The sequence below is a fragment of the Lacibacter sp. H407 genome, from assembly GCF_037892605.1.
In the GTDB taxonomy this organism is placed as follows: Bacteria; Bacteroidota; Bacteroidia; order Chitinophagales; family Chitinophagaceae; genus Lacibacter.
Genome location: NZ_JBBKTU010000001.1, coordinates 3,448,883 through 3,469,169, shown reverse-complemented (window position 1 = coordinate 3,469,169; position 20,287 = coordinate 3,448,883). Strand labels below are relative to the sequence as shown.

Genomic DNA, 20,287 nt, shown 5'->3' with positions numbered 1-20,287 from the left:
GTGGTAATGTTTTTACTATTTTTTGTTTTCAGATACGTAATTACAGACCTCACCGCATCAGGAAGGTTTAATGGAATCGGCGGAAAATTTCAAAATCATCTTACATTCACCATTCATTAACATAGATCCCATGCTCGACAGACGAAAATTTATACAGCTTACCGGTGTTTCAACTGCTTTACTGTCAATGCAAAGCTGTGCTTCCGATGCTGCCAAAGCAAATGGACCTGTGGTGCTGAGCACATGGGCACCAAATCTGAAAGCTAACAAAGCTGCATGGGAAGTGTTGAGCAAAGGCGGCCGTGCCCTTGATGCTGTAGAAGCTGGCGTAATGATACCGGAAGCCGACCCTACCGATACCAGTGTAGGCTATGGTGGTTTGCCCGATCGGGATGGTCGTGTTACCGTTGATGCCTGTGTAATGGATGAAAAAGGACAATGTGGTTCCGTTATGGGACTGGAAGATATTTTGCATCCCGTAAAAGTGGCAAGGCTTGTAATGGAACAAACACCGCATGTGCAATTTGTTGGTGAAGGTGCGTTACAGTTTGCATTAAGCAAAGGTTTTGAACGAACAAACCTGTTAACGCCCAAAGCAGAAAAAGCATGGAAGGAATGGTTGAAAACATCGAAGTATGATCCAATGCGTACCATGAAAGATCTGGAAGAAAAAATTCTACAGGAGAAAAACAAGGATGAGGCGATGTTGTACAAATGGCCTTCGGAATTATTGAACCATGATACCATCGGCATGATAGCTCTTGATGCAAATGGAAATCTCAGTGGTGCCTGCAGCACAAGCGGTATGGCGTTTAAAATGAGAGGACGTGTAGGAGATTCACCGATCATTGGTGCCGGTTTGTTTGTTGATAACGAAGTAGGCGCCGCTACCTGCACCGGTATTGGTGAAGAAATTGTAAAGATATGTGGTGCCCATACCATTGTTGAAATGATGCGGCATGGTGCAAGTCCTGAAGAAGCCTGCAAAGAAGCTGTACGACGCATTGTAAAAAACAATGGTGATAAAGCAAAAAATGTGCAAGGTGGATTTATTGCCATCAATAAAAAAGGGGAATACGGTGGCTACTCCGTTATGAAAAATTTCTCTATGGCCTTGCACACAACCGATACAGAGAAAGCAATTGATGTGAAGAGTTGGTTTTAACGCAATCATACAGACGATCCCTTATTTCCAAATAGCCGACTCATGCAAAAATTGAAATACCTTTTGTTACCAACAATCATCATTGTTTGTTGTTTCCTTTCAATCAATGCAAATAAGTATCCGGAGAAATTGATATGGTCCGATATGGAAGGATACTACATTTATTTACCGGCTGTTTTTATTTATGATGGATTTAAAAAGGAAGCAGTAAAAGACACAGCCTACCTGCGGGAATATCCCGGCACCAACATTATTTACAGTAAATACACATCGGGCGTTGCATTACTTGAGTTTCCGTTTTTTTTGATCGCACATTGGTTGAGTAAACCATTGGGCTATCCGGCAGACGGACATAGTCAGATCTACAGTTATGGATTGATGGCCGCAGGTATTTTTTATTTGCTTACAGGTTTACTTCTGCTATGGAATGTCATTCTTCAATACTATAATAAACGAACAGCAGCAATTGCTTTGATTGGCCTTGCTGCAGGCACCAATCTCTATTACTATAGTTTCTTTCAGCCTTCCATGTCGCATGTGTACAGCTTTTTCCTGTTTGCTTCGTTGATCTACATCACAGAAAAACTGATACGGGTTGCAAAAACAAATGAACGTCTTCCGATTAGCACATGGATATTACTGGGGCTTGTTTCAGGCTTCATTATTTTAACAAGGCCAACAAACATTATTGTGCTGTTATATCCCTTATACAGATGGGCAAAAGATTGCAGCAACAAAAAACAATTTCTGCAAAGCAACCTGAAAGGATTGTTGCTTGCAATCGCCGTGTTTCTGCTTCCGTTTATCCCGCAGGTTTTATATTGGCAACATGTATCAGGCAAATCATTTCTATGGTCGTATGGCAATGAATCATTTCTTTACTGGAAAGAACCAAAACTCATCAGAGTATTGATCGACCCTTGGAACGGCTGGCTGCTTTACAGTCCGATCGTTCTTTTTCCGTTGATCGGTTTGGTGGCTGCACGTAAAGAGAACAAACATGCCGAACGAATCATTCTTTTTATCATCGCAGTAGCTACCTACCTGTTTGCAAGTTGGTGGGCCTGGTGGTTTGGCGGTGCATTCGGCCATCGATCGTATGTAGAGTTTTATTCGTTGCTGGCATTGCCTTTCGCTGCGCTTATTTCATCAATAGAAAAAAAGAAGGCCTTGTTCATTTCCTTTCTTTGCATAGCAGCGTTGTTGATTTATTACAACCTCGGACTTACCTATCATTACAATCCTCCTTGGGACGGCCCCAACTGGACCTACGAAAGTTTATGGACAGAAATTAAAAAACTATTCTTCTTTTTGTAGTAAAATATGTGCGTATGAATTATCAACTTGAAGTGATCGCATTTACAATAGAATCCTGCGCATTGATCCAAACAGCAGGTGCACACCGCATTGAATTATGCGATAACCCGGGCGAAGGCGGCACCACACCCTCCTATGGTTTCATAAAAAAAGCAAGAGCACTTACAAGCATCGACCTTTATCCGATGATACGTCCACGTGGCGGTGATTTCCTGTATTCCATCGATGAATTCGAAGCTATGAAACAGGATATTATCAGTTGCAAACAACTGGGATGCGATGGTGTAGTGATCGGTCTGTTGAACGCAGATGGCACTGTCGATCGGGAGCGAACATCAATATTGGTTGACCTGGCCTACCCGATGGGTGTAACGTTTCACCGTGCATTCGACCGTACACATGATGCGTTTGAAGCATTGGAAACATTGATCGATGTTGGTTGTGAACGTGTACTTACATCAGGTTTAATGCCCAATGTAAACGGCGGCAAAGAACTACTGAAACAATTGGTTGCAACAGCCAATGAACGCATCATCATCATGCCCGGCAGTGGCGTGCGTTATAACAACATTGCAGAGCTTGCACAATTTACAGGTGCTGTTGAGTTTCATACATCGGCAAGAACAACTGTTGCCTCTGGTATGCAGTACATCAATGAACAAATGAACGAAGCATTAACATCGGTTACTGTTGACAGTAATGAAGTGATTGCCTGTTTAGCTGCATTAAATAAATTGAACGAAACAAATTTGCAATCTTGAATCTCCGGGAAGAAATTTTAGCAAAACATTCCAAAGCACAAACCAACAAGATCATTGATTGGATCGGGACATCACAAAAGCGGTTTGATGAACTGGTGCAATTATTCCTGCACGATGAATACCGTGTGGTGCAACGTGCCGCCTGGCCCATCGGAAGTATTGCAGAAATTCAACCACAGTTGCTGCAGAAACATTTACCTGTGTTTGTCGCTCTGTTACGAAAGCCCGGTTTGCACAATGCCGTACGCAGAAATATTACACGACTGCTGCAATACATTCCCATTCCTGAAACGTTGAAAGGAGATGTAATGGATGCCTGTTTTTCATTTATCTGCGATGTGCAGGAGAAAGCAGCAGTGAAAGCATTTTCATTAACCATTCTCGAACAATTAGCAAACGAATACCCCGAGATCATGCCCGAGATTATCACTGTGATTGAAGAACGATGGGATTTTGAAACAGCAGCGTTTCATTCGAGGGCGAGAAAGATTTTGAAGAAATACAGAAAGTAACGATTCAAAAACAATTGCAAAAGAGTCTCAACAAATTGTTTTCAATTGCTAATTGTTTATCCGGTATGTATTTGCTACAGTTACAGGCAGCCGTCGGGTTAGAACATTGTTTTTTGTGATCACTTTACGTATTGTGTTAATGGATTTGTTAACCACAGCCGTATCTGCATGTGCAATCACATCAGGTGTAGGTGCTATTATTGTATCCTTGCCCGGCGGGGCCGCCAATGTATCACCACCATGAGCAATAGCATTGTTTTTTATTTCCTCCACTCCTTCCACAACTTTTTTGAGTTCGAGCATACGACGGCTCATTTCTTCTGTGTAGAGCGCATATTTATTTCGGATCTCATCATTACAAGGATCATTATTCAAGATCATGAAATATGAACGTAGGCCGGTCGAAAAAGTAATATTGTCCTGGTTTAGTTGTTGCTGTAGTTGCACAATCTGACTGCGGACACCCAGCTCGATGCTTAATGCGCCGCTACTACTATCAGTAAGATTCTTTAAAAAATCAGACGTTACTGCTACCTGATTATCGTATTCTCTTGTAAATGCAGGAAAATACTGATCGGGATATTTGTAACGAAAGACGGTTTTGTTACTGCATTTTACAGCTACCTGTTCATCTTCTCTGGATTGTTGATTTCCTTTTATTAAAAAGAAAACCAGTACTGCAATAATGAGGACCAGTAATGATGTGATAACTGTTTTGGAGTTGATAGTAGTTGGCATATCCTAGGTTTCAGGTTAACTAGATGCATAAACCTACAAAAAATAATAATAAATTCAAAGCGCTTGAAACTCCTCCAAATTCCGCAGCAGTCTTTCAAAAAAAGCGAGTAAGATTTTGAAGAAACAGCAAAGAAGAAAAGTTGATTCCTGAAATTATTTCATAGTGGCAAGTTGCTGCTATAAAAAAAGTTTATATTTTTAAGATACCTAACCTATCAAGGAACTTAATTTATAACTATGAGAAAAACACTTATCCTCACATTACTCGTTTTGGCAATAGCAGCTTTTCGACCCCTCCCTAAAACCTACTACAGGTATACTCTGATCATGCAAGCGATGGTAAATGACCAATCACAGATTATGTCAGAATATGAATACATTTCCTACAACGGATATCTCATTGAGTTTATTAATAACGAATTCAGTGAAGAACACAGATATGCAGATCCTGACAGATCAACTTATATAGAGTGGACCCAACCGTTGAAAGTTCACTTTATTGATATTTCAGCCAAAACGTACTTTAGTATTGATACATTTAGCCTAGACAGTAAACTGATTGCCAAAGGGCCATTAAAAGAGAAAAATTTAGGAATGAATATAGTTGACAGCGTAACTGCTGACGAGGCACAGGATTACAACATAGCGAATTGCAAGGACACTATATTTAATGGAATTGAGTATATGTATTATCCCTATTCAATAAAAGACAAACAAGGGCAGGATTCAATTTACTGCAAGGTCTTATTTTTGAAAGACCCCACTCTAAACTCAATTCTTAGCATTGATCGAAAATCATACTTGCAAAACAAATATCCCTTAGCGGGATTGATTGCTTTTACAAAAGACTTCAAGCAAGGGTTTGCAATGTATATCAAAGACAAAAAAGCAATCTCAAAAGATGAGGCATTGACAATAGAAAGAATATTGGAAAAGTATAGCAATAAGAATTAATTACAACTATTCTTGTTTCTTAGCAAGGTATTATGTAAAGGACATTACGTTTAAATGATCTCGTTCCCTGTACTACGCAGCGCTCCGTTCGGCAGAAGTTGCCGGGAAGAAATAAAATTATTATCCAATATTTCGCACAAGTGGTTATCTATGCTTGTGAGTAGCAGTATGCCACTCATATTCAATTTCAATTGTGTTTGTTGGTATTACTTCAAATCAGCGAACAAAGAAAAAATATACATGCTTGCTGAAACCAGAAGCAGAAGTGAAAATAGCAAAACCTTATTGTAGAGTTTATTCTTGAATTTGCTGAGAATAGCAACGGTCAAACTACCCACAAAAACAGAAAAAACAATGAATAAAATTATTTTCGTGGCAGTACTCATGATGATGTAACTGTCATGTACGTGGATATCCGAAGACGGACCTCCCATCAACAAATTTATAGTAAGAAAAATTACTGCCGTAGTTCCTGCAAGTTTTAATATTGATGTTGTTTGTTTGGTCATGTTGATGTTAACAGTTGCTTGTAGGTAAAACTCTAATTTATGATATAATGCAATACCATGCAAAACATTAGAGCATCTCAAGATCACTAGTAAAGTATTAGACATGTTCCATTGTTGCAAGTACAATCTACCAAAGCAAGTGTCGCTCCACAAACCATTCACAAGTGATTACAAACAACTGCAACTTTTTTGCATACAGGCTTTGTATTCGCTTGAAAATCCCTAACATTACCTATTTTCATTAAACAATACAATGCATTTACTCTGTGATCGATTTCAACAACATCAAAAACTTCCACATTCCCCCACCTACTGGCGGCACTGTATTTGGCTCGGCTGCAGATTTTGATGCGTTACCTGAAACACACAAAGCACAGATCCTGTTTCTTGATAAGAAGGCCGAAAAATATTTACTAGACTTTGTGGACAATGCACAACTGATCTCGGATGGTGGCTGGGCTCCGTTTTCAAGAGGAATTTTTAAAACTGTTGATCAATATGAATATGCTGTTGACCTCCACGAAAACATTCCGTTGTTGAAAAAATGGTTATACAACAAAGGTATTCCTTTCAGCAACGAAGTATTTGTTTTGTGCGACGGTAACCCGCAGGCATTATTGATGACCTGGAAGATGCTGATCAAGTATGCGTTCGATATCTTTTTAATTGGCGATACAATAGTATTTGATCCATCACGCAACTGGTGTCTGTTTAATTATCACGAAGGTCAGTTATTCTATGCAAAGGATAATATCTATGACCCATCAGGTATGGAACAGTACCTGCAGGAATTAAATGAACGAAAGAAAAAGTATCCAAATTTTAAACATCCGTATTTATAAAGCAGGGATTGTATAGCTTTTATTTGAGGATCGTCCGTTCATATACACTAACGTCCGAACCTTCAGCTACAAACAACGAATCAGGCTGCATCTCATTCAGGAAAGAAAAATCTTCGCCATAGAGTTTTCCAAAATCGATCTTGTAAGAAAAATTATTGACGGGATAAATATTCCAGCGTGGATGTTCAACCCTGTATTCACCTGTACGAAAAGATGACAATGATGTATAACCCCAATAGTGTTCGAAAATAAATTCTTCTTTACTGCCTTGTACGATCGGTTGTACCTGCAGCGCTGTTTCAACTTTTATTTCATATTCCAGTTCTTTGCCCCATTCAAATTGAAGGTATCGTTGATTGGTTTGTTCAATTTTGCTTTTAATGGGCGAATAGGAATACTGTTCCTGGTAGATCAGTTTAGCGATCCAGGTGATCATCCGTTTGGGCACCAGCTCACTGATGAACACAACGCCACGTTTCATTCCTTCGGCTGATGGATATTTTACATAAAACCGCAGATTGATCTCTTCAAAATCTTTATGAAACGGAAAGCCAATGCCTTTAACCTTAGTATCAAGAAAATGAAACGCCACAAAACTTACATAGCATTTGCCTTCAAACGCATCCAGTTCAACTCCGTTGGGAAGATGCGGTTTTAATACCTGCTCAGGCACCACAAAATTCATCATCACCAGATTCCGCCATTCGGCTGTTAGAAATGCTTTTGCCTGTATTTTTTTATCACTCATTTAAGTAAATACTTTTATTCTGAAGGTTGCCAACCTATATATCGAGTCCTAAAATTTATCAACAGCTTTGTGAAGGTTGGCAACCTTCGTCAACTTTTCAACTTATAAACCTATCTACCACCCACTTCCTCTCCTTCTCTCCGGTAAAACTCTTTAAAGATCAACCGCAAGCTCTGATCGTAGGTAAAATAATTATACAACCAGTTTGTAAATACAAAGAATTTATTCTTCACACCAAGGATCAACATCAGATGCAAACCCATCCAGATGAGCCACGCAAAAAAGCCACCGAAATGCAGCTTTGGTTTTGGCACATCCACCACCGCAAGGTTACGTCCAACAGTTGCCATGGCACCTTTATCTTTATAACGAAATGCCTTCGCTGATTTTCCTTGTCGCAGATTCAGCAAATTTGCTGCCAGTAATGTAGCCTGCTGTATAGCAACGGGTGCAACCTGCGGATGACCGTTGGGAAAATGCGCTTCTTCCATGTACGCAATATCGCCGATGGCAAATACATTGTTGAGACCTTGCACAAAATTGAATTCATCTACTTTTATGCGGTTACCTCTTGCAATTAAAGAAGAATCAATACCACCCGGAATATTTCCTTTGATACCGGCCGCCCATATCACCAATGCAGAGGGAATACTGGTACCATCTTTCAGTGTTACATTTTTTCCGTCATAATCCTGCAGCAACGAATTTGTTAGTACGGTAACACCCAACCGTTGCAGATAGTTCAAACTGTTTGCACTGCTTTGTTCACTCATGGCCGCCAACGTTTTGCCGGTGCCTTCCAGCAGGTAGATATTCATCATGCTGAAATCGAGTTCGGGATAATCTTTCGGCAACACATATTTTTTCATTTCAGCAATAGCACCACTCAACTCAACACCCGTTGGGCCACCACCTACCACCACCACATTCATCAGGCGTTGCAATTCTTCTTTGTTCGACACATGCAACGCATCTTCAAAATTGTGAATGAGTTTATGCCGCAACTGCAATGCTTCCACAGTTGATTTCATCGGGAACGCATGCTCTTCCAGATTTTTATTGCCGAAGAAATTGGTAGAGGCACCGGTAGCGATCACGAGATAATCATAACTGTACGTGTCTTCATTCGTGATCACTTGTTTTGTAATTGTATCAATACGCTCCACTTCTGCCATGCGGATACGCACATTCTTGCTTTTTTGAAATGTTTTGCGAAGAGGAAACGAAATATTGGAGGCATCAAGACCTGCTGTTGCCACCTGGTAAAACAAGGGCTGAAACTGATGATAGTTAAACCGGTCGATGAGTGTTATATCGATGCCTTCCTTGTTACTGAGCAGATTCGCTAAACGTAAACCACCGAAGCCGCCGCCGAGTATGATGAGTTTCATATTGATTGTTTGAGGTCATAAAGTTACGAAGTTTTCAATATTTTTTGAAAATATCGGAATAATTTAACCTCGTCCAAAGTATTCATAACAACAAACAAGTCAAAAATCAAATGCTATCTCATTAAATGATTCGTTATAACTATCGATGAAAAAATCAATTCCATCCACCCACCGTCCACATGTAAATAATCAGCCCCACAAAGAACACTCCGAACAGAACCGGACCGACAGAGACCAATGGAAAAAGCAGTATTATCAGCGCTGCCGCATAACCCAATACAATTAATGCAATGGAATAAATTGCTTTTACTGAAAGGAGTTTGATAGAAGCCCCATCTTCAAACCGGCTGACAGGTATACAAATACTGGCTAACGCAACACCGGCCAAGATCATACTATCGGGTGCTGCACCAATGTATGCCGTTACACCAATGCTGATGCCGGCAACCAAACAAACCACAATGGCAATGGCGGTGTACCGTTCCCAGTTATCAACAATGTATTTTCCATCTTTATGAAACAGCAACATGAAGTTTGCAAGTGAACTGCCGATCCAACTGAAGATGAAATACACAAAGTACAACACAATAAACGGCACAATAAAAAACCGTGCTGCCGGATAAGAGTTAGCAACACTTGTTAAAATACGGAAGAGGATATACAATCCAATGGTAAAGCCAACACGAAAGTTTTTTCCTTTTTCGCTCAACCAAAAACTCAGTTGCAGAATAATTCGGTACGGCGGAAAATTTGATTTCAACGATTCCTTCAATCCTTCTTTTGCAGAATACAATGTAGGTGAAAGTCGCAACGCCTCACGAAAATGCTGTTGTGCATCTTTGTGCTTGCCACGCTCCAGATGATTAAAGCCGATGGTAACATGTGTAAAATCACTTTCGGGTGCACTGCTCAATGCATCCTGCATGGTATCAATTGCTTCGTTGTTTCGTTTGAGTTTGTTCAGCGATCTTGCCCTTGCATTCAAACAAGTAAGATTTTCCGGATCAAGTTCCAGTCCTTCGTTTGCTTTGGTCAATGCCAATTCATAATTCCGTTCATCGATCTGGATAAATGCATATAACCCAAAATACTCTGCGTTGTAGGGAAATAAACGAATAGCCTGATTGAGATCAGTAACTGCAACAATGGAATTATTCAAATGATAATAACCAAAACCACGTAAATAGAAGTAATACGATTCATCAGGTTCTAATGAAATAGCTTTTTGTATTTTTTCAACACCTTCTTTGTGTTGATCGAGGCGGTAATGACAACGGGCATACAATGCATAAGCATACGCATTATCAGGATCTGTTTGCAGAGCTTGTTTTAATTCGCTGATCGCCTGTTGTGCTCTGTTTTGCTCAAGCAACACTTCGGCCCGGCTGATATGTACACTGGTAAATTCCATAAGGCAGCAATTCGTCTATCGTTTAATTTTTAAATACTTGAGAATGTCATCGTACAAACCGGATTCATTTGCATACAATGCATAATTGCGGGCACTGGCAAACCATTCCTGTGTAGTAGGCTTGTGTATTTTTAATGCACGTAGAAAATCTTTTGTAGTAAGAGGTTGCAACTCGCCGGTTTCAATAGACTGTGTTAATTTATCTTCCACAGCAATGTCGATCAAAGCGGTGAGGTCTGCACCGGAATAGCCTTCACTTTGCGCCGCAATTTTTTTAACATCCACTTCGCCAACCGGTTTTCCATTCAACAGATTTTTTAAAATATCGATTCGTGCTTCTTCATCGGGAGGTGCTACAAAAATGATCCGGTCGAAACGGCCCGGTCTGCGGAACGCACCATCCACACTCCACGGAGCATTGGTGGCAGCTAATATCAACACACCTTCGTTATTTGCTTCTACCCCATCCAGCTCAGCCAGAAATTGATTGATGACATGACGCATGGCCGATTGTTTCAAATCGGCACGGCTGCTGCCGATCGCATCTACTTCGTCAAAAAACAACACACAAGGCTTATTGGCTCTTGCTACTTCAAATACCTGGTGCAGATTTTTTTCACTATTGCCGATCCACATATCCAGTATATCATGCAAACCGATGCTGATGAATTTTGCATCGATCTCACCCGCTGTTGCTTTTGCAATAAATGTTTTACCACAACCCGGAGGACCATATAACAAAATTCCGCCACCTGCCTTTTTCCCGAATGCTTTATACAGATCGGGATTTTTTAATGGCTGAATAATCTTTAAGGAAATTTCATTTTTTACATTCTTCATACCTCCCACATCGCTGAAACGTGTCGTGGGTTTCTCCAGAAAGTAAGCTTCATCATCCATCATAAGCTCATCGTCCATGCTCGCTGCAGAAGAACCAAGACGAAGTGTTTTATCAATTTCATCGTCTGAAAAACCGGGATACAACAGCAGCAACTGTTTATACAGATCAATAGCTTGCTCAATGGATTGTTCCTTGATGAGGCAACGTACATATAACGCAGCAGATGTTACAGGCAGTTCAGTAAAGTTGAGTTGCTCAAAAATAATCAACGCTGCAGAATATTTTTCCATGTGGTAAAAACATTCTGCCAATTGCACCTGGGCTGTGGAGTGCCCGTAACTACGTTGAAGAATTTCGGATAATTGTTCTGCTGCTTCAGCATACATTTTATCGTTCATCATCAGGTTGGCCACCTGCAAACGTAAGGGTACATTATCCGGCGATAGTTGCAGTGCTTCTACAAGGTTTTTGATCATATCATTCATAGGCCACGAATTTAATACACAATCCGCACCTTAATCGTTTCTTTCACTTCTTTCAACAATTGCACGGCTTTTTTTGAAAGACCACGATCTACATCCAGGACCACGTACCCGATCTGGTCGTTGGTTTTTAAATACTGTCCCACAATGTTAATGTTGTGCTTGCTGAGCTGTGTATTGATCTGGCTTAACACACCGGGTACGTTTTTATGAATGTGCAGAATGCGGTGTGTTCCTTCCTGCATCGGCAATGCCAGTTCAGGAACAGTGTGTGAACCAATGGTGATACCACGCTCCAGATACTGCACCAGTTTATTACTTACATCTTCACCAATATTTTGCTGCGCTTCTTCCGTACTTCCACCAATATGTGGCGTAAGAATTACATTGGGAAGATCCTGCAATGGTGTTTGAAAACGATCCCCGTTTTTTTCGGGCTCCCATGGAAACACATCAATGGCTGCACCTGATAAATGTTTATCAAGTAATGCCTGTCGCAATGCATCAAGGTCAACCACTTCGCCTCTTGCATAGTTGAGGAGTATGGCACCTTTTTTAAATTGCTTCAGCGTTGTTTTATTGATGAGATTTTTTGTTTGATTGGTTTCGGGTACATGCAGCGTTACTACATCTGCTTTACCCAACACATCTTTCAAATGTTTGTATTGTTCAGCATTACCCAATGGCAGTTTAGTTACCACATCGTAATAGATCACTTTCATACCCAACGATTCAGCCAATACACTCACCTGACTGCCGATATTTCCATAACCGATAATGCCCAATGTTTTTCCACGTAATTCGTAGCTGCCTTTTGCATCTTTGTTCCAGATGCCTTCGTGTGCTGCTTTGTTTTTATCAATAATTCTGCGGATGAGTAAAATACTTAAGCCAATCACCAATTCCGCCACGCTTCTGGTGTTACTGTAAGGAGCATTCATTACTACAACACCTTTGGTAGTGGCAGCTTTTAAATTCACCTGATTAACACCAATACAAAAACAACCAATGGCCTGTAATTTATTTGCAGCATCCAGCACCTTTTGTGTGATCTGTGTTTTAGAGCGAATGCCCAGCAGGTGTACATCTTTGATCTCTTTGATCAATTCTTCTTCGCTTAATGCACCGCCGAGTTTTTTAACACTGGCATAGCCACTGTCTTTAATATTTTGCACCGCCGTTTCACTGATATTTTCGAGCAACAGGATATTGATCTTTTCTTTGGGATAACTGGTGGTCTTTTTTTCTGTCATGGTCGTAAGTATGATTTGCTTATTTTGCAGCGCAAAGATAGTCCACCAAACATCAATAGAATGTGTTGTTTGTAAATTTTCAACAGCCGACTGTCAATAACCCGTAATTATTAAAACGAATTGAACGAAAAACCGGAAGCATGATATTTGTAAGAAAACGAACGTTCTTTTATATAACAGCACTTGTGCTCCTTTCAGGATGCGGTGCGTCATCAGCAAAAAAGAAAACAACCGAAGCTGAAAATGATGCTGCCATTGTGAATCCATTATCCAAAGCTGAGGCAGACCGATACCATGATATTGCAGAAGATTTTTACGACTCTTCACTCAAACGCACCGGTTTTAATGGTGCCATGTTGGTTGCAAAAAAAGGCCAGATCGTTTTTGAAGCATACAATGGTGTTGAACGATTGAAAGGCAAGGATACCATTACCGCCGCAACCCCGTTTCATATTGCCTCTACTACTAAAACATTTACTGCCATGGCAATTCTGAAGTTGGCAGAAGAAGGCAAATTGAACATCAACGATTCACTTCAAAAATTCTTTCCGCAATTTCCCTATGAAGGAATGACGGTAAAAACATTGTTAAGTCAGCGGAGTGGTTTACCAAACTATGCTTATTATTTAGAAGATGTAAAGTGGGATAAGAAAATAAAAATTACCAATGAAGATGTGTTGCAAACGTTGATCGCCTACAAACCTTCCTTACAAAATCCTGCCAACAGACGATTCAATTATTCCAATACAAACTTTGTATTACTGGCACTCATCATTGAACGTGTATCAGGAAAATTGTATGGAGATTATTTGCAGGAAGTATTTTTCACCCCTTTGCAAATGACGAGCACCAAAGTATTCAATCGAAATGATTCGGCAACCGTTACGCCATCGTATATGTGGAATGGCGTACAGGAAGCATTTACATGGCTCGATGTTACCTATGGCGATAAGAATATTTACAGCACTGTTACCGATCTGTTGAAATGGGATCAGGCGCTGTATGGTAATAAGCTTTTTAAACAATCAACACTCGATTCTGCATTTCAACCATATAGTTTTGAAAAGCCCGGTATTCATAACTACGGATTAGGTTGGCGCATGTACACTTTGGCAAACGATAAAAAAATCATTTATCATAATGGATGGTGGCATGGCAACAATTCAACCTTCTATCGTGTACTGCCCGATTCATTAACGATCATTATACTGGGCAATAAAATGAACCGGAATATTTACCGTGTGAAGCCGTTGATCGAAGCACTGTCGCCACTCAAGTTCAGTTACGAAGAAGAAGAATAAATGCGGCTGTTAATCAGCGAATCCATGTTTGCGATTCGGCAATAAATTTTCACGGCTCCACTCAATGGTATGTTGAAAGGGATGCTTTCGCACTTTGCAATCCGTCAACTGGCAATGTGCACAGCTTGATGAGATACATGGGTCGGTATGAATAAAAAACTCAATCGTACCTTTTTGGAATTTTGAATTCAGCAGTTTATCAAGACTGGTGATTTCTTCATGCACTTCTTCCAGTGAAAAATAATATGGCATGGTTACATGGCAATCAACATGATAATAATTGCCATACTGCTGCACACGCAGATTGTGCATATCGATCCAGTTTGCATGTCGTTGTTCTTTCAGAATTTCAACCAGCTCATCCACAATTTTCATATCCACTTCATCCATCAGACCCTGCACCGATTTACGCATCAATTTAAATCCTGTGAAAATTATAATAGCAGCAGCGATCACCGATGCAAATGGATCGATCCACTGATAACCCGTTAACATGATCAACACAATGGCCAGCAACACACCTATGCTGGTGTAACTGTCGCTTAAAATATGTTTTCCATTTCCCTGCAGTGTAAGGCTGTTGTGCTGTTTTCCTTTTTGTAATAAAAAATAACCCAGTAAAAAATTAGCGGCTCCACCTGCCAGTGTTAACCATAAACCGGTGGTGAGTTGCTGTACCGGTGTTGGGTTGAAGAAAAAAAGAATGGCCTGGATCAGAATGCCGAAGCCCGCAATAAGAATCATCGCCCCTTCAAAGCCGATGGAGAAAAACTCGATCTTCCCATGACCATAAGGATGCTCCCTGTCTTTGGGTTTGTTGGATAAATAAATACTGTACCATGCAAAAGCAGAAGCCACCACATTAATAATGGACTCCAAGGCATCACTCAAGATCACCAGCGAACCCGTTACAAACCACGCTACAAATTTTACAGCACAAATAACGGTACTGAGAATGAAGGACAGGCGGATGTAGAAAAGGTCTCGATTTTTAAAATGGCTCATGATTACAGATATCCTTAAGGTATTTGCTATCCGCTCGGAAGGTAATATTAATCGTAGAAAAACGGCGAAATTCATGGCCGTCGGGGCATTTGTCCAGTTCTTACAATTTTGCCAGAATATGCATCTTAATCAAATCATCAATGCTGTTTTCTGCCGTTGACCTCAAAAAAAACTGCATGTATTTGCAGGTTTTTTGCGTTTTTGACGCCCTGCATTGTTTTTTGTAATCATAATTTTCCTAATTTGGGTTACCAAACTTATAATGATTATGAGAAAATTAAAACGCTTGCTTATGGCGAGCCTGTGTATTTTTCTTTGCCTTACAGCATTTGCCCAGGAGCAAACGATTACAGGAGTAATTCGGGATGCTGCCGACAACGCCCCACTTCCAGGCGTATCTGTTCGAATAAAAGGAAGCAGAATTGGCACCACAACCTCTACAACCGGTGCTTTTACAATCAGAGCAAACAAAGGACAAACACTTGTATTCTCATTTCTTGGTTACAAAAGTGTAGAAGTAACTGTTGGAGACAACACAAGTGTAAATTTAAACCTGGTTGAAACGGCCGACAAGCAACAGTTAAGCGAAGTAGTTGTTACAGCTATGGACATTAAACGTAACCCACGTGAACTTGGTTATTCAACCCAAGGTGTTACCGGAAAAGAAATTCAGGAAACACAACGGGAAAACTTTGTAAACTCTTTACAGGGACGTATTGCTGGTATCACGGTTACTCCTACCAATGGGATAGCAGGTGCCTCCTCTTCTATTGTTATCAGAGGTTTTAACTCGATGGCATTGAGTAATGAACCGTTGTTTGTAGTTGATGGTATCATCATGGACAATCAAACAATCAATGAAAGTGGTGGAGCTGGAACTGTAGGCCTTGCATTTGATCGTCCTAACCGGGATAACGATTATACCAATCGTATCGCTGATATCAACCCGAATGACATAGAATCGATCACTGTTTTGAAAGGACCTGAAGCAACTGCATTGTATGGAAGCCAGGCCAGTTCAGGTGCGATTATCATCACAACAAAAAAAGCCTCGACTGGGAAAAAGCTGGATATTAATTACGATAACAGCGTCCGCTTTTCTGAAATTACACGTATACCGAGTGTTACAGACAATTTTATGAGTGGTTCTGCCGGTACTCCGCAACGAACATTCACTTATTTCGGGCCGCCAAACCCAAACCCAAGCACGGCTTCAATTTATGACAATATTGATAAGTTTTTTAGAACGGGTGTATCACAAACACATAATCTGAGTCTGGCATTTGGTCAAAAAAACTATTCCTTCAGAGTTAGTGGCAGTTTAAATGATATTCAGGGAACAGTTCCTTATAATGAGTATAAGCGATACAATGCAAGGATCAGTAACACCACCAAAATCGGAAAATATATCGATGTAACACCGTCTTTTTCATTTGCACGCACCGAATTTAAACGCCCACTTCGAAGTGCGAATAGTTACTTGTTAAATCTTTTACGCTGGCCTTACGAACTCGATTTAACTAATATCGAAGATGGAAACGGGAATAAGTTATTGGCTTATGCTACTGATCCACTACTTGAAATTGACAACCCTCTATGGAACGCAAAGTATGTAAACTCACAGGATGTTACGAACAGGTATACATATACGTTAGGTATCAACATTAACCCTGCCCCATGGATAAGTTTGCAGGGACGTTTTGGTTACGACACCTATCAAACAGAGGGTTCACGTTTAGTACATAAGCAATCGTTTTTAACAACTGCCACTCAAGGTGGACAGTTAGATAATTTTTATAGAAGATATTTTGGGTATAATCATACGATCAACGCTACATTCAAAAAAACAATTGGGGCCTTTAGTGGTCGCTTGATGTTGGGAACCATGTGGCAGGATTATAAAACAGAAATGTTTGCAGTATATGGCACCCGCCTTGAAAATTCTACCCGCAGAGACAGCTCTAATACAGACCCTCTGACACGTATCCGTTTAAACAGAAACAACCTGGGTGAGTATAATCAGGTAATTGTTCGCCAAATAGCTTATTTCGGAGAGGCGGCCATTAGCTATAAAAATCTTGCATTTCTCAGCTACACGCACCGTTTTGAAGCAGCCTCAACCCTTCCTAAAGAAAGTCGTTACTACAACTATCCCGGAGCAAGCTTATCACTAATCATGAGCGATATCTTTCCATCACTGAAAAAGAGCGAAATTCTCAACTATTGGAAGCTGCGTACTTCCCTTGCCTTTACTGCCCGTTTGAACGGCGCATACAGCAACCAGTCTGTTTTTCAAAATGTACGAAACAGCGGAAATGGTTTTGCTTATGGATTTTCAAACCTGAACCCATTCTTAGTTCCGGAAAAACAACAGACCTATGAAATAGGTACTGAACTTCGATTGTTCAAAAGCAGGCTGAACCTTGACATTACCTATTATAACACATTGAATACAGATCAGATCGTTGAAGGATTTCGTTCCAGTTATGGCACCGGCTTTGTGTTAAATACATTGAATGTTGGCTCTACCCGCAACACCGGTGTTGAAGTTGCAGCGAATATTACACCCGTTCAAACGCAGAATTTTCGTTGGAACCTTGGGCTAAATTTCAACCGGATGCGAAATGAAGTATTGAGTTTACCCGCCAATGTTCCCGAGTTTTACGTGTCTGATACATGGTTGTATGGCAATGCACGTGGTGGTTTAATCAAAGGGGGACCTACTACCTCAATTACATCATATGGTTACCTTCGGAACAATGCCGGACAGATTCTTATTAATCCTACCACCGGTTTGCCTGTCATCGAATCTGCTTTCAAAGTAAAAGGAGATCGGAATCCGGATTACACCTTGGGAATTAATAATAGTTTTCGCTACAAAAATTTCTCTTTAACGATGTTATGGGATATGCGCAGAGGTGGTGATATTTTTAACGGCACCAATATGTTCCTCACCTTGCAAGGACGCAGTTTGAAAACGGCCGATCGATTTACACCACGAGTTATCGAAGGTGTATTACAGGATGGTTTGCAAAACACAGCTAATCCAACAAGGAATACAATCGCTGTTACACCGTTCTTTTCACAAAGCTATTTTACCGCCATGCCGGAAGAAGAGTTTATTGAAAAAAACATCAACTGGTTGCGTTTGAGAGACATTACCCTCTCCTATAATTTCAGCAGCATGATCAGTAAACAAAAGGTATTAAAAACACTAAGCGCTTTTGTAACATGCAATGATCTTATCCTTATTACCAATTACAGTGGTGCCGATCCTGCAGTGAATGGGAATACTGCCGGCACCAGAGGTGTAGGGGCATCAGGTTTCGACTTTGGTAACATCGCTGTTCCCGTAAGTGTAAACGTCGGAATCAGAACTTCTTTTTAATCCCTGAAAAATGAATCAAATGAAATCAATCAATAAAATAGCTGTAACGCTTCTGTTTATTTCAGGTATCAATGCTTCCTGCAATAAAAAAATTGACGAGGCTTATCTCAACCCAAATGCCCCTGTAAAAGTGCCGGTTGAAACATTATTACCACCAATTATTTCATCGATGGTAGGTAACAGTGCAGGGCATGGAGTGATGAGTGATGCCCGTTTTATATCTATGTATATCCAAAGTTTTGCAAGCTACACTGTAAGTGCTACACGCAACTCAAGCACCACGTATGAGCGTATGGGTGGTGTAGTAGATGGAAGCGATAATGCAGGTTCCATCTGGCGGACCCATTATTATGATATCGGGCAGAACTGTATGCGAATGATGCAATGGGCGGAGGAAGAAGAAAAATGGGATTACGTAGGTGTGGGCCAGGCAATTTTTGCATGGAGCTGGTTACAGCTTACAGACTATCATGGTGAAGTAATTTTAAAAGATGCCTTGAATACAAACCTCCTTACGTTTACGTTCGATAAAGAAGAAGACGTTTACAAATATGTAAGAGAGCTATGTTTTAAAGCGTTGGGAAATCTTGACAAAACGGGCGGTGGTGTAAGCCAACAAAATCTTGCGGTTGGAGATGCTTTTTTATACAACGGCGATGTAAACAAATGGAAAAAATTTGTGTACGCAATTCTAGCCCGCTCCTACCACCATTTAAGTAACAAAGCTGAATACAAACCGGACTCGGTTATCTATTATGCTGATCGTGCCATTGCAACGAATAGCGAAAACGCTACAATCAGATTCCAGGCAACCCCCGGTCTTTCTGCTGATAATAGTTTTTGGGGACCGCTCCGCAACAACCTCGGAACTGGTTTTGCCATCCGCCAAAGTGCTTTTTTTACCAACCTGTTAAAAGGAAGCAACACAGCGTTTGCGGGTGTTGATGATCCTCGTAAATGGTACCTCATTCGTTCGTCACAAAGTGAGCAATTCAATGGAATACCACTGAATGCAGGTGTTACTGCGATCACAAATACCGCCGATCGTCCGGAAAGTTTTTGGGGTGCCCGTTATGATTCGTTGGTGCCGCCTCTCAGCGATGCACGTGCCCGTTACATTTTCAGAAACGCAAGCCCGATCCCTGTTATTACAGCCAGTGAAGTACAATTCATGAAAGCGGAAGCGGCCTTTTTGAAAAATGATAAAGGAACTGCGCTTACAGCTTACCGTAAGGCTATTGAACTGAACTTTGATTTATTGCGGACAGATTACTCAGCAGGAGTACCGACAAGCAATGTTATTACGCCAGCAGTAAGAGATGCATTTCTCGCCAATACCGCTGTTGTGCCGTCTTCTGCAAATGATCTCACACTTTCACATATTATGTTGCAGAAATACATTGCGCTTTTTGGACATGGTGCCCTCGAAACATGGGTAGATATGCGTCGTTATCATTATACCGATCAGCGTAACGGCCAGCAAGTATATCGTGACTTCACCCCTCCATCCGGTACTGTATTGTGGCCCGATAACAACGGTGCGTTGGTATATCGGGTTCGTTACCGCTTTAATTCTGAATATGTTTGGAACATTGAGGAATTAAAACGCTTGGGTGCTGATCAACTCGACTGGCATACCAAAGAAGTTTGGTTCTCTAAACCTTAATTC

The 20,287-nt window shown here is 40.7% G+C and carries 16 protein-coding genes; 9 read left to right on the top strand and 7 right to left on the bottom strand.

From position 1 onward, the window contains the following. Positions 1-130: 130 nt before the first annotated feature. The 4 genes from WG989_RS15065 to WG989_RS15050 are packed head-to-tail and all read left to right on the top strand — an operon-like array spanning position 131 to position 3,755. Positions 131-1,165, top strand: coding sequence for an isoaspartyl peptidase/L-asparaginase family protein (locus tag WG989_RS15065; protein ID WP_340430595.1), 1,035 nt, complete (start codon positions 131-133; stop codon positions 1,163-1,165). A gap of 42 nt (positions 1,166-1,207) precedes the next feature. Further along, positions 1,208-2,482: a hypothetical protein gene (locus WG989_RS15060; RefSeq protein ID WP_340430594.1), complete on the top strand. Its 1,275-nt coding sequence runs from the start codon at positions 1,208-1,210 to the stop codon at positions 2,480-2,482. A 14-nt stretch (positions 2,483-2,496) separates the two neighbouring features. Beyond that, positions 2,497-3,243, top strand: a complete 747-nt coding sequence (locus tag WG989_RS15055; protein ID WP_340430593.1) for a copper homeostasis protein CutC — start codon at positions 2,497-2,499, stop codon at positions 3,241-3,243. Further along, the gene (locus tag WG989_RS15050; protein WP_340430591.1) at positions 3,240-3,755 is read left to right on the top strand and encodes a HEAT-like fold family protein; all 516 of its coding nucleotides are present in this window, start codon (positions 3,240-3,242) and stop codon (positions 3,753-3,755) included. Before WG989_RS15055 ends, WG989_RS15050 begins: the two co-directional genes overlap by 4 nt. A gap of 48 nt (positions 3,756-3,803) precedes the next feature. Here WG989_RS15050 and WG989_RS15045 read toward each other — a convergent pair whose 3' ends face one another. Further along, on the bottom strand, positions 3,804-4,493 hold the full coding sequence (locus WG989_RS15045) for a hypothetical protein (RefSeq protein ID WP_340430589.1): 690 nt from the start codon (positions 4,491-4,493) through the stop codon (positions 3,804-3,806). 237 nt (positions 4,494-4,730) lie between these two features. Here WG989_RS15045 and WG989_RS15040 point away from each other — a divergent pair, with 237 nt between their 5' ends. After that, positions 4,731-5,447, top strand: coding sequence for a hypothetical protein (locus WG989_RS15040; protein WP_340430586.1), 717 nt, complete (start codon positions 4,731-4,733; stop codon positions 5,445-5,447). A gap of 775 nt (positions 5,448-6,222) precedes the next feature. Continuing rightward, positions 6,223-6,798 (top strand): hypothetical protein, encoded by a 576-nt coding sequence (locus WG989_RS15035; protein ID WP_340430584.1) that lies wholly within the window; start codon positions 6,223-6,225, stop codon positions 6,796-6,798. Between the two features lie 19 nt (positions 6,799-6,817). Here the strand turns inward: WG989_RS15035 and WG989_RS15030 are convergent, their stop codons facing one another. The 5 genes from WG989_RS15030 to serA all read right to left on the bottom strand — a co-directional run bounded on the left by WG989_RS15030 (position 6,818) and on the right by serA (position 12,924). Continuing rightward, positions 6,818-7,546, bottom strand: a complete 729-nt coding sequence (locus WG989_RS15030) for a YqjF family protein (RefSeq protein WP_340430582.1) — start codon at positions 7,544-7,546, stop codon at positions 6,818-6,820. 110 nt (positions 7,547-7,656) lie between these two features. Continuing rightward, the gene (locus WG989_RS15025) at positions 7,657-8,937 is read right to left on the bottom strand and encodes an NAD(P)/FAD-dependent oxidoreductase (protein WP_340430580.1); all 1,281 of its coding nucleotides are present in this window, start codon (positions 8,935-8,937) and stop codon (positions 7,657-7,659) included. Between the two features lie 154 nt (positions 8,938-9,091). Then, the gene (locus tag WG989_RS15020) at positions 9,092-10,348 is read right to left on the bottom strand and encodes a tetratricopeptide repeat protein (RefSeq protein WP_340430578.1); all 1,257 of its coding nucleotides are present in this window, start codon (positions 10,346-10,348) and stop codon (positions 9,092-9,094) included. A gap of 15 nt (positions 10,349-10,363) precedes the next feature. Next, positions 10,364-11,674 (bottom strand): tetratricopeptide repeat protein, encoded by a 1,311-nt coding sequence (locus WG989_RS15015; RefSeq protein ID WP_340430576.1) that lies wholly within the window; start codon positions 11,672-11,674, stop codon positions 10,364-10,366. A gap of 11 nt (positions 11,675-11,685) precedes the next feature. Next, positions 11,686-12,924 carry a phosphoglycerate dehydrogenase gene (gene serA, locus WG989_RS15010; protein WP_340430573.1) on the bottom strand — a complete coding sequence of 413 codons (1,239 nt, stop codon included), beginning with the start codon at positions 12,922-12,924 and terminating at the stop codon, positions 11,686-11,688. 140 nt (positions 12,925-13,064) lie between these two features. Between serA and WG989_RS15005 the strand changes: the two genes are divergently transcribed. Beyond that, complete coding sequence (locus tag WG989_RS15005; protein ID WP_340430571.1) at positions 13,065-14,225, top strand: serine hydrolase domain-containing protein; 1,161 nt, start codon at positions 13,065-13,067, stop codon at positions 14,223-14,225. Positions 14,226-14,234: 9 nt separating this feature from the next. On the opposite strand, the gene WG989_RS15000 is transcribed toward WG989_RS15005, so the two are convergent. Continuing rightward, positions 14,235-15,230: a cation diffusion facilitator family transporter gene (locus WG989_RS15000; RefSeq protein WP_340430569.1), complete on the bottom strand. Its 996-nt coding sequence runs from the start codon at positions 15,228-15,230 to the stop codon at positions 14,235-14,237. A gap of 268 nt (positions 15,231-15,498) precedes the next feature. Between WG989_RS15000 and WG989_RS14995 the strand changes: the two genes are divergently transcribed. Together WG989_RS14995 and WG989_RS14990 are read left to right on the top strand one after the other, a co-directional pair. Beyond that, positions 15,499-18,618, top strand: coding sequence for a SusC/RagA family TonB-linked outer membrane protein (locus WG989_RS14995; protein WP_340430568.1), 3,120 nt, complete (start codon positions 15,499-15,501; stop codon positions 18,616-18,618). 19 nt (positions 18,619-18,637) lie between these two features. Continuing rightward, on the top strand, positions 18,638-20,284 hold the full coding sequence (locus WG989_RS14990; RefSeq protein ID WP_340430567.1) for a SusD/RagB family nutrient-binding outer membrane lipoprotein: 1,647 nt from the start codon (positions 18,638-18,640) through the stop codon (positions 20,282-20,284). The last annotated feature ends 3 nt before the right edge of the window (positions 20,285-20,287 follow it).